Origin of the sequence: Legionella pneumophila subsp. pascullei (assembly GCF_900637585.1) — a bacterium.
Lineage (GTDB): Bacteria > Pseudomonadota > Gammaproteobacteria > Legionellales > Legionellaceae > Legionella > Legionella pascullei.
Genome location: NZ_LR134380.1, coordinates 2448077 through 2461193, shown reverse-complemented (window position 1 = coordinate 2461193; position 13117 = coordinate 2448077). Strand labels below are relative to the sequence as shown.

The following is a 13117-nucleotide window of genomic DNA, read 5'->3' as shown; positions in this document are numbered from 1 at the left end:
AAAGACATGGCAGGAATCAATGACTTCAATCAGTGAGTGGTGGATGTGGTTGGGTTTTTTAGCATTTGTGCTCATTATGCTGTTTGTTGATTTGTTTGTGTTTGGTGGGAGAAAGGCGCATCGTATTTCCACCAAAGAAGCTTTATCCTGGACCATATTGTGGTTCACTTTAGCTATTATTTTCAATTTTCTTCTATGGTGGTATCTTATCGAGAATTTCACCTATTCCGTAGCCAATGAAAAAGCCCTTGAATTTTTTACGGGTTATCTGATAGAGAAATCTTTATCGTTTGATAATATTTTTGTTTTTCTTATTCTCTTTGAATATTTTGCAATACCAGCCAAATATCAACATCGAGTTCTAATCTATGGTGTTATTGGCGCTATTGCTATGCGTTTAATACTTATTTTGTTAGGGATATGGATAGTTAATCAATTTCATTGGATTCTTTATATTTTTGGTTTTTTCCTGATTATAACGGGAATCAAAATGTTTATTTTTGCTGATAATAAACCAGAACTTGCAAAAAATCCCATACTGCAATGGATGCGAAACCATTTGCGGATTACTGAGGAATTACATGGTGAGCGATTTTTTCTCAGGAAAAATCAACTTGTCTATGTAACGCCTCTTTTTATGGTGCTAGTTCTTATTGAAGTCAGTGATTTGATTTTTGCTGTGGATAGCATTCCAGCGATCTTTGCCATAACCAATGATCCTTTTATCGTATTTACTTCTAATATATTTGCAATATTAGGGTTACGCGCTTTATATTTTCTGCTTGTGAATATGCACAAACGCTTTTATTTTCTCAAATATGGGCTTGCCTTTATTTTAGTATTTGTGGGCTTTAAGATGCTTATCGTACCTTGGTTCAAGATACCGATTTTCATTGCTTTAGGTATTGTTATCGCAACCCTGGTTTTTTGTATTCTATTCAGTATTTGGCATAGAAAAAATGAAGTAAGCTGATGTGAATGCTTTTCAGTGTTTCAAGGCTTTTATGTTTAAAACTTGAACAATTTCTGGGTTTTGCCATAATTAAATAGTCAGGGCTTACGAAAAATCCCAAGGTCAAGGCAAAAAATGTTTTTAATGAGGGAGTTTAGATAAACCAAATGACCGAATTAAAAACATTTTTTAACAAAGTGATTAGGTTTTTTTGTAAGTCCTGATAGTACGATTCCAAGGAGGTGAATCATGAAATCTTTAAGGATGGCAGGGGCGCTTTTCCTCTTTCTGTTTAGCTTTGTATCGATTAATGTTTATGCTGCGCCGAATACGGGTGCAACGAATGCTGAAATGAAAGATGTATGTCAGTTGGCAGGGGGAACTTTTACCTCAACAATCGAAGGCAATTGGGCTTGCTGTTGGGATAACTGGGGATGCTATGGATGTGTCCAGGGAGTTTGTAAAATGAAATGCCATACCCAGCGTTGTCGTAGAGCTAATGGCCAATCTGCTGTATTGCAGCCAGGTGAAGTCAAGATAAAAGGCAAATTTGGAACGGATATTGTGGTACCCAAAGTTTCAACACAGCCTTCATCATCAAACCCTAAACAAATAAAAAATGACAACACTACGGTTAATCAAGCTCAGTAAAATCAAGAAGCAATGGAGGAATCCTCCATTGCTTGAATTAATTCTGCAATATTCCAATTATTATTCTCTACAAAAGTTGTAATAAACTGGCTAATACCATTTCCGATTGTATTTTTACACTCTATTGTTAATGGTGCATTAATAGAAATTTGATATTCACCATCCTGGTTTTTGGAGAAATAAATCCAAAGCGTTCGATTTCCTATCGGCCTATCCATACATGCAAAATGATTAGGATAGCTGTAATCAAGATTAGCAAAACTCATATCAGGGCTTTCTTTGCTAAAAAAGCTGGGGGTCACGCTAACGAGAACTCTTAATCTTTCCGGTTTTTGCAATGACATATCCAATTTAAACAGTTGATTTAGTCGTTGTTTCATTGAAATATTTTTTTTGAAGGATGCCAGGCGACTTAAGTATTTCAGGTAATAGTCAATGATAATGGAATGGAGCTTACTTTCTTTAAAGTGTTTCAGCATAAACATCTTATTTAACGCTAAAGTTAAATATTGACCAAAGGATAAGCTCGAACCTTTCAAGCCACTGTCTTTGATGAGATGAGAGCATTTTTGATAGGAAGCTGTTTTTAAGAGTTGCTCTTCAATCGCATGAATGCAATCAATGAATTGGCCATTCTCATTTAAAGTAAGATTTATCCTTTTATATTCCGAGAACAAACCCAGGGTTGATTTATATTCCCCACCTTCCCTGCCACTGTGAATTAAAATGATCGGTATTTTATTTTGGTGACTTAATTTGTAGAAAACAATTTGGCATGCAGCAATCAATCCAGTACTGACATTGATGTTCTGGGCTTTATGCCAATTTATAAATTGTTCAGCATGTTGAGGATCAATAGGGTAATGAAATAAGTGCTTTGTTTGTTTTGAGGTATCGGATAAATGATATCTATTACCAAAACTCAGCATTTTAAAGCCTTTATTATAGTGCTGCCAAAAATCAATTTTATTTTTCAGGTTTTTTTGATAGTGACTATTATTTTGTTTCACATAATTAAAATAAGAGCCTTTTTCTGGGGTAGATACTAACTCTTTCCCAAGAGTGAGTTTTTCATAATTGTTTTTAAATTGGCAAAAAACCATTTCACATGATGCGTCATCAACAATAATATGGGGTATTACGATGTGTAATTCATGCAAGTCATTATTAATCTTATACAAATACACTCTAATTAAGGGTTCTTTGGTGAGGGGGATAGCGCGCAATATATTGTTTTGGAATTCCTTATTCAGAGCCTTTGTTTCATGATTCAGAGAAATATCTTGGTAAATTAATTCAAATTGCCCAACTCTATGCAATTTTTGGGTTGGTTTATCCTTGTTAAAATGAATCCAGAAAATACTGTTTTGATTCACAACAAAATCAAAGGCCCGTTGGACATAATCTTTATTGAGTCTGCCGTGTAATTGTACTTGTGTACCGATATTAAAATGATAATCCAGCTTGTTAAGCACCCAGAATACGTATTGAAAATCACATAATGCAATTTCTCTTTCTGGTGGATTTTCAGTAGGGTGGTAGTCAGAGTGACTATCAAAAATATGGTCTAATTCATCAGAAATATGTCTGGCGATTTTATTAATGGTAGGAGTATTAATAAAATACTCAATCGGTAAGCTTAGCGTTTGGCATTGTAATTTGTCATAAATACGATTTCTGATATCCATGGACATCAGGGAATCCATGCCCATTGAAAACAAATCGTGCTGTATCGAAATTTGTTCGCTATCATCCAAAGCCAGTACATCAGCTGCAATTTCACGTAAAGCTTGTGATAATATTGAGATGCGTTCTTCTTTGGAATGTTGTCGAAGCGTGTTTAAAAAGGACTGGTCAGGTAATGGTTTCGCCTTAACCAGCGCAGATAATTCTGTTTGTTTCGGTGTATGTTTGAAATAAACATCCCAATTCATAGGGCAGGGTGAAATTTGAGGCAATTGGCTATTCAGGAGCACATCAAGAATATCAATGTTGTCCTTATCTAATGGTAAAAAACCATAATGCTGCAGGGTATGAGTCAAATTGGCTGCCATTCCTGTGGTATGGAAAGGTCCCCAGTTGATAGAAATTGTAGGTAAGCCCTGCTGGTGCCTTAAATGGGCTAAACCATCTAAAAACCCATTAGCTGCGGCATAATTTGCTTGCCCTCTGGCACCTAACAAGGAAGCGGATGAAGAAAACAGGACAAACCATTCTAATGGGATATTTTGGGTTAATTGATGTAAAATTAAAGCGCCATCCATCTTCGCGCTGAGTACTTTTTGCATTGCTTCATCATTCAAATTGACAATGAGTCCATCTTGTATCAAACCTGCCAAATGAAATACGCCTTTCAATGGGTTGGGGCTCTGTTGTATTTCTCCAATCACTTGCTCCATTTTCTGATAATTTCCGGCATCAACCATGTAATGTTTGATTTCAATCTGATTTTGACTAGCCTTTTCTATTAATGCCTTAATGTCATCCGGACAGTGGGTGCGGCTGTTAATGGCAATGTGTTTAGCTCCTCGCCTCATGAGGTATTCCATCAAGGATTTGGCTAACCCCCCAGTACCGCCTGTGATAAGATAAGTGGCATTGCCATCGATTAATCTCTCTGGGGTAGTGCTACTGACCAATTGCTTTTTCTTTAACCTGGGTAGGTAAAGCAAATCTCTGACTGCTATTTGAGTGTCATAAGTATCTGTATTAAATAAATACATTAACGCTGTGGCCAAGTGACTCTTGGAGTCTAAATCAATGGCATAATTTTTATTGAGCTCATATTCATTTCTAAAGCTTTTCCAGAAAGAGCAAGCCATTGTATGGTAAGGATTGACCTGGTCATGGTCTTGAATAGCGTAAGCATGTTCCGTAACCAGTATAAAGCGCTTGGGACGCAATCTGAATAAGGTCTGGCAGCAATGAAAAAGATCATTAAATTGTTCTTGTTCATAGAGAAATACTATATTGCTGTTCTCGATATTTCCGCAGTTACTAATGCTTTCAACCAGATGATAATTAAGGCCATCCAATATTTTTTTAGCTTTTCCTGGTTTTTTTGTAATGACCAGGAGTTCGGGAATATCTTGGTTAGGTATGGTTTTTAAAGGAATGGGGCTCCACTCCGTGTAATAAAGATGGTTTAGAGCGGAGTCATAAGAAACAAAATGACTTCGTGTCACTTTTCTTAATTTAAGGCCTTCAATTCGAGCAATTAATAAACCGGATTGCTCGTATAAATTCATATTAACGCAAAGATCGCTCGCGTCTTCAGTGTTTTGTTTGGTCAAGTGCACCCATAGGCTTCGTGGTGCTTCCTGAAAAACGGTCATACTGATGAAAGCATAGGGTATGTAGGTAACGTTTTCGGCGTTAAAATTTTTATTTTCGTCATTTTTAACACTTAATAACAATATGCTTTGCATTGCGCCATCAAGCAAAACAGGATGATAATAATAGTCCTGGCCTTGGCTTGCCTTAGTCAATGTGACTTTAGCCAGAACACTGTTCGCCTGAACATAGCCCTCCTGCAGGACATGAAATTCATCGCCGTAAAATAATGAGCTTTTCTTAAATTGCTCATAAATGTCTGTGAGTTCTACTTTATCGCCAAAGGAAGATTTTAGCTCATCAATATGGATTGATTCTCGGGCTGTTGTGGGCTTGGCATGAATTTCCATTTCACAGAAAGTTTGCCAGTCGTTCTCTTGTTTTGCGAACAGATTGATTTTGTATTGCCCGTCCATTTTAGGTTTTACTTGTAATTGAAACTCTTGGCCTTGTTTAGGATATAGCGGGCGTTCGATATTGAATTTTTCAATTTGAAAAGCACTGCATTGAAATATGGATTTTGCAGCTGCCAAACCCGATTCAATATAGGCTGTTGCTGGAAAAATCACTTTTTCAAAAACACTGTGTTGTTTGATATAAGCTAAATTCTCCAAATCCAGTTTCTGATGAAACAGATATTCATTTCCTGGCATGGCAAGCATTTGCCCTAAAAGCGGGTGTTGCTCGCCTTTATGGGTGGCCAAGCTGTCTTTGTTCTTTTTATCCAGCCAATACTCGCTGCAGTCAAAGGTATAATTAGGTAACAGGACTTTTGTAAATTCTCCTTTGAGGGATTCATAATAGGATTTCCAATCAACTGGTTTCCCTTGCAGATAATCCATTAACAGAGAATTAAGTGCCTTGTCATTTTGTAAATCCAGTGTAATATTTTCATTGTAAGATAAGGCAAATTGCCCTGTACTTAGTAAACGGCTAGCTTCAAGCGCATTCTCAGCGATTAACGCCAAACGGTAATGATAATGTTCTCGGCAAGTCGCTGCGGTAAAGCATATGTCACCAAAATGATGTTCAGTCGTTTCTAAATACTGTTGGTATCGTTGAGTCAAATTATCTAAAGCCGTTTTGGAATGGGCTGAAATAGCCAGCAAATGTTTTTGAGAGGGTTTTGAGGTTTTGGACTTTTCTTCTTTAGGAAACTCCGCAAGGATAACATGTGCATTCGTACCGCTAAAACCAAACGCATTGACTGCTGCGTATTTGAGTTTTGTATTCGTATTCCAATTTGTTTTTTCTAAGGCAAGTTGAGTACCATCCAGTTTGATATTGGGATTTAATCTATTAAAATTCAAATTCTTATAAATAGTTTTCTTTTGCAGGCTGATCACGGTTTTTATAACGCCAGCCACGCCTGATGCGCTTTCAAGATGCCCAATATTTGTTTTAACGGTACCCAGGTAAAGTGGATTCTCTTTGTTACGTTGATGCCCGTAGACTTTATTGATGGCGTCCACTTCAATGGGATCTCCTAACGGAGTTCCTGTGCCATGCGCTTCAATATAGCTGATGTCAGTGCTCGATAATTCAGTCTGACGGAGCGCTTTTTTCATGACTTCTTCCTGGCTTTTACCATTAGGCACGGTTAATCCAGCCGTTTTACCGTCGTTATTAACGGCTGAACCTTTAATAACGGCGAGGATATGATCATTATCCCGTAAGGCATCAGAGAGTCTTTTTAGAAATATCACGCCACAACCTTCGCCTCTGACGTATCCATCAGCCTTTTCATCAAAGGTTTTGCATTGACCATCAGGCGATAATGCTTTTGCTTTGCACAAAGTTACATTAGATTCCGGCATGAGTAGTATATTTACACCGCCTGCAAGAGCGTAGTCAATTTCCTTGTTTTTTAAACTTTGGCAGGCATAATGAATCGCAACCAATGATGAAGAGCATGCCGTGTCAACACTGATTGATGGGCCTTTAAAATCAAAAGTGTAGGCTACTCGGCCTGGGATGAGATTGAGCACATTACCAGTGATGGAATAGGCACTGAGTTCTTCATTTGAAAATCCTGATTTTTCCAGTTGCGCATAATATTCATTGGGGCCTACACCAGCAAATACGCCTGTTAGGCTGCCACGCAAAGATTCTGAAGGATAGTTAGCATTTTCCAATGCTTTGTAAGAACACTCGAGGAATACTCGTTGCTGAGGTTCCATCAATTTGGCTTCTCGGGGACTAATACCAAAAAATGCAGCGTCAAAATATTTAATATTTTCGATCAATCCCAGCTTCGTGACGTAGGATTTACCTGGCGCATCCATATCTGGATCGTAATACTGGCTATTATCCCAGCGTTCATTTGGAATGTCTTTGATACCGCTTAATCCTTCTTCCAACAGTTTTTCAAAGGCAGCGATTTCGGGGGCATTAGGAAATGAACAACTCATGCCTATAATCGCTATACCGTCATCAGTCAGTTTGGGAGCTGATTTTGGACTTTGTGTCTTGACTAAGTTCTTATCAAGTTCTGATTCAATGTATTTGGCCAGCTTGCTGATGGATGGGTAGTTAAAACCAATGGTCACTGTAACCTTCAGGAATGGTTCCAGCTTTTTCTTTAGCTCACTTGCTAATTCAGTAATCATGAGCGAGTCAAAACCCAACTCGAAAAAACCTTCATCTTCGTTTAAGTCTTCATTTTCTGTCAGTTCAAGGATGTTTGTGCAAATATCAGAAACCATTGCTTTACAGGCTTTAAATCGCTCTTCTTCACTAATTTCCAGATATTGAGTAAGCCATGGAGACAGATTTTTTACCGGGCTTTGATGCTGTTGTGGTATTTTTTCAAGCTCCTCATCAAGGTGTCCATAAAAGGCGGGTAGGGGCTTGGGTACAAAATCCAGCATAAATTTGAGATATTCTGGAGATATGATAGTGGCATGTTTGAACTCGTCGTTGATGAGGCTTTTAATGATTATATGGCCTTGTGCATTGCTGATTAACGCTTGCTTTAATCCTTCATCTCGGGAGCGTTTTTGGGCCATTCCTACTTCACCCCAAGGTCCCCATTGAACAGCAGTGCCAGGTAACCCCATACGTTGGCGTTCCGCGATCAAGGCATCGAGGAAACTGTTCGTTCCACTATAAACGGATTCTTTGTTGCTTCCAAATACAGAGGAAACTGAAGAATAGACAACAAAGAAATCCAGGTTGCAATCCAGACTTAGTTCATGTAAATACCATCCACCTTTCACTTTGGCTGAAAATAAATAATCAACATCTTCATCCTGATGTTCAAGCAAAGGGGCTTTAATAGCAGCACCAGCGGCATGGATGATGCCTTTTAACAAACCATCGGCATTAAGTTCTGATAATAAATTTTTTAAACTTTCCTTATCAGTAACATCTAGACTAACAGTTCGAATGTTGGCGCCAGGGTAATGGGATTTAATTTTATAAATGGCTTCCTTTATCCTTGGTTTATCGATATTTCTTGAGGTGAGAATTAATTCTCTTGCTCCGGAGGAAAGCAAAGATTGGGCAGTTACCAATCCCAAACCACCGCAACCGCCAGTAATGAGGTAGCGTCCTTTCACTCCATGGAGTAATCGCCTTCTATCTTCCAGAGGAGTCTTTTTTAAACGGGAAGCCAGCCTTTCCCCGTCACGGTAAGCCACTATGTGTTCATAGTGCGCACCATGGTTATAATTGATTTCTGCTGTCACTTGTGCCGGGTAATTGTCCTCTTCGACTTTATCCAGATCGATTAGAATGGTTTTGAATTGTGGCAATTCTAAAGCGAGAGTCTTGCAGAAACCAATGAGAGGGCTATTGCTTATATTGACTGGGTGTTTGTCATTCGCCAGTTCAGCAATTCCATTGCTGGTAAGAATAATCAATTGCAAATCAATGGACTTGCGATTGAGCTCTTTAATTAAGTTCAGCAACTTTTTTAATGTGTTTTTTTGAATGTCAATGTTGGCTTCTATATCAGACGCTGCCGGGTACAAACCCTCAGCAAAAATGATGCCTTCCAGTTTGTCTTGAGAATGCTCTTCCTTTTCGTGGATAATTTCCAGGCCTTGAGTTTTGAAACCATCAGCCAGATGCCTGGGGCCAATTAAAAGCCATCTATTTCCTCGAAGCTTTCGATTATTTTTATCACATGGTTCACTTTGCCACTGGATTTGAAAACACCAGTCCTTGGGCAGAGGTGCGTCTTTCAGCTTGTTTTTGTCACCAAACCAATGTTCTATACGTTCAAATTCATATAAGGGTAATTTTACTTTTGCAAAATGATGGCCGAGGGAGCGATAAAATTCAGGCCAATTGACAGGAAATCCATCCTGGTAGGCTGTTTGCAATTCTGCAAGTGTGCCCGGTTGTTGAGCCCATTCTTTTTCTTTGGTGATATGATAAATGCTGTATTCATTGTTTTTTATAATTTTGGCCGCTTGGGCAGCATTTTTCGCCCTAATTGCCACACGATACATAAAATGAGTGCGGCAGGTTGCTGCTGTATAACAGATATCGGCAAATTCTTCCTGGGTATTGGATAAATAATTTTGGTAACTGGCCAGTAATAATTCCAGAGAGGTTTTACTTTTTGCTGATAAAACGAGCAGAGATTCTTCAGGAAGAACGCGCGCTTCCTTTTTACCATCAGGAGCTTCTTGTATGATGGCATGGGCATTAGCGCCACTAAAACCAAAAGAACTAACCCCCGCACACCTTAACCCTTGTTTCTTGGCCCAATCGGTTTTATCAAGAGGGATTATTGTATTAATTAATTGAATGGCAGGATTAAGTTTTTTGAAGTTCAGGTGCTTAAATATTGTTCTGGTTTTCAGGCTTAAAACGGTTTTAATAACACTGGCTACGCCAGATGCACTTTCCGAGTGTCCAATATTGGTTTTTACTGAACTTATATAAAGCGGGTTTTCCTTGCTGTGATGCTCACTAAAAATCTTAGTAAGCGTATTTACTTCGATAGGATCAGCTAAAGGCGTACCTGTCCCATGCGCTTCGATAAAATCAATATCACCAGGTGACAGCTTGGCTTTGGCCAAAGCGCTTAGAATGACTTCTTCTTGAGCCGCGCCATTGGGCACAGTGAAACCACCACTTTTACCGTCGCTGTTGATCGAAGTGCCTTTGATTACCGCCAGAATATTATCGTTGTCTCTAACGGCATCACTTAAGCGTTTTAAAACCACCACACCACACCCTTCGCTGCGACCGTAGCCATCAGCATCTTCACTGAACGTTTTGCAGCGGCTATCGGGTGAGAGCATTCTGGCTTTTGAAAGGGTAATGTTAGAATCAGGGCTTAGGATAATGTTTACACCGCCAGCAAGAGCCATATTACAGTCGCCGGATTGCAGACTCAGACAGGCATTATGTATGGCAGTCATGGAGGATGAGCATGCCGTATCTATTGCTTGTATTGGACCACGAAAGTCAAAGGAATAGGCGACGCGACCGGCCAGGGCATTTAAAACATTCCCCGTCGCAAAGTAAATATTCAAATCTTCTAAGGTAACGCCTTGATAAGCTAAAACTCGGGGATATTCATTAGTCCCCACTCCGACAAAAACTCCTGTATTAGTGTCTTTGACCGCATCAAGAGAGAGATTGGCATCTTCAAGCGCGTGATAACTGGTTTCCATAAATACACGCAATTGAGGTGACATAAGCTTGGCTTCACGCGGGCTGATATTGAAAAATTCCGCATCAAAATGGTTTACATGATCAATGAAGCCCAGTTGCTTGATGTACAGTTTCCCTAAGGCATCGACATCCGGGTCGTAAAATTTCTCGTTATCCCAACGCTCTAAAGGGATATCGATCATGCCACTTTCGCCTTTTTCCAGCAAAGATAAGAATTCATCCACATTGGCTGCCTTGGGGAAACGGCAACTCATGCCTATAATAGCTACAGGTTCAACATTGAGTACATTGATTGATGGTTGCCGGTAAACGACAGGCGGCATGATCATTTTTTGTAAATGTCTTGCCAGTTTATCCATGGTTAAGTAGCGTAAAGATAAGAGAGAAGGCACTTGATATCGGGGGGAAAACATATCCTCAAGAATTTGATCCAGGGATTCCAATAAGGGCGTAGTTAGGCCAAGGGTTTCCAAATCCTGATGCGGATCTATATTGTCCTTCTTTAAAAGTGTTTTGATTTGAGAGGTGAGTTCTGCTTTGATGGTTTCAACTTGTTGTTCCATTGGTTGTTGATATAAAGAATCCAGCCAATGATCATTCTTGACGTGTTTTCTGACTTCATGCCAATAGGGTTTTCTGTCAAAATAATAGAGCGGTAAATCCACTTTGTTGTAAGCTGCGTTTTTATCATCAGTACTAATATTAATGCCGGATAAATAAGCTTCGTAAATGAGTTTGGCATCATTTAATGCGGTTCTGGGGTTGTTTTGCAGAACTACTTTTTTTATTTCATAGTCTTTCGATTCCATTTTTTTAATGAGTTCTTTTTTATCGTTTACAATGATGGCGCAACGAAATTTGTAATGGTCTCGACAATTGATCAAGGTATGGCATATGTCGCTTAAGGTTGAAGAAGAATTTTTCAAATAATGCTCGTAGCGTGACATTAATTGTTTCAATGAGAGTTCACTATTGGCTGAAGCAACAAAACATTTTGGTTCATTGTTGTCTTGTTTTGACTCGTATGACACCATCTCAGGCGCTTCTTCCAAAATGGCGCTTACATTTGTGCCTGTAAAGCTGAAATTGGATACCTGGACATATCTTTTTTTATTTTTGAGTTTGGGAAAAGGAATTGCTTCAATGGGTAGAAGCGCAGGAATACTTTCAGGTGCAATTAAGCTGTTTGGATTTGAATAATGTAAATTGGGGGGAATCGCTTCATTTTGCAAAGAGCAAAGTACTTTAATTAAAGAAGCAAGGCCTGATGATGAAATGGTATGGCCTATATTACTTTTCAGTGCGCCTACTATGAGGGGCTTTTCAAGTGAGTGGTGACCCTGATGAATGCTTTGGATCGCATTAAATTCGACGGGATCGCCTATCGTGGTACCTGTTCCATGGGTTTCAATGTAATCAATTTCACCCGCAGTTAAATGAGTATGTTCCAATGCTGCTTGGTGCATGGCAATTTGGGCATTGGTGTTGGGGGCAGCAAGCCCCGTTCCATCGCCATTTTGATTAATAACCATGCTTTTGATGAGCGCATAGATTTTGTTATTGTCTCTTAGGGCATCACTTAAACGTTTAACAACAACTACTGCACAACCTTCACTCCGAACAAAGCCATCTGCTTTACTGTCAAAGCTGCTGCATTGGCCAGTTGCTGACAGCATATTGGCTTTGGTTAATCCGATAAAACTTTCAGGACAGAGACTCAAATGAACGCCTCCAACAATTGCCATATCGCATTGCTGGTTTCTCAATGCAGTGGCTGCGAGATAGAGTGCTGTGAAGGAAGATGAGCATGCTGTATCAACAGCCATGCTGGGGCCTTTTAAATTCAAAAAGTGGCAAAGTCTTCCTGCTGCAGCACTGTTAGCTATTCCAATGGGCGTATAGGCATTAAATTTGATATGGTCTTTATAGTTCAGTTGGCTGTATTCGTGAGTGGAAATTCCACAATAAACTCCTGTGTCAGAGTCTTTTAAAGAGTCTAATGGGATATTGGCATCGTTTAAAGCTCGAATAGCCACTTCGAGAAAAAGGCGTTGTTGGGGATCTATTTGCTTCGCTTCGGCTGAAGATATTTTAAAATAAGCAGCATCAAATAAATGAGTATTATCTAAAAAACCGCCTTTTTTGCTAATGATTTTATCTGCTTTTTTTCTATCAGCACTATAGTATTCTTCAATATTCCAGCGATTTTTAGGCACTTCTTTAATTGGCGTTTGACCCTTCATCAGCATGTCATAAAAGGCAGCAACATCTTCTATATCAGAATCAATCCCAGGAAATTGACAGTTCATTCCAATGATGGCAATGGGTTCATTCAAAAGGTCTTTTGCTTGGTTTTTCATAGTTACGTTTACCACTTACAATGCTCCTGAAAGTGCCTGGCTACGCACAAAAATTATTTGTCTGGCAAAGAGTTATAATAAAAACAACCATAACAGAGAGAGAATTTGAGTATAAACAAATTAACCTGGAAGGTCTATTTACCTTAAGTATAGCCAGATTTCGGCAAGATTTTGTATGGGAATACCA

At 39.0% G+C, this 13117-nt stretch carries 3 protein-coding genes; 2 read left to right on the top strand and 1 reads right to left on the bottom strand.

The annotated features are described in order from the left end of the window. The first annotated feature begins 19 nt into the window (after positions 1-19). Both EL201_RS10970 and EL201_RS10960 read left to right on the top strand, forming a co-directional pair. Positions 20-973: a TerC family protein gene (locus tag EL201_RS10970; protein ID WP_027222292.1), complete on the top strand. Its 954-nt coding sequence runs from the start codon at positions 20-22 to the stop codon at positions 971-973. A gap of 228 nt (positions 974-1201) precedes the next feature. Next, a complete protein-coding gene (locus EL201_RS10960; protein WP_027222291.1) occupies positions 1202-1603 on the top strand; it encodes a hypothetical protein in 402 nt (133 codons plus the stop codon). A gap of 2 nt (positions 1604-1605) precedes the next feature. Here EL201_RS10960 and EL201_RS10955 read toward each other — a convergent pair whose 3' ends face one another. Beyond that, a complete protein-coding gene (locus tag EL201_RS10955) occupies positions 1606-12945 on the bottom strand; it encodes a type I polyketide synthase (protein ID WP_027222290.1) in 11340 nt (3779 codons plus the stop codon). Positions 12946-13117: the final 172 nt, after the last annotated feature.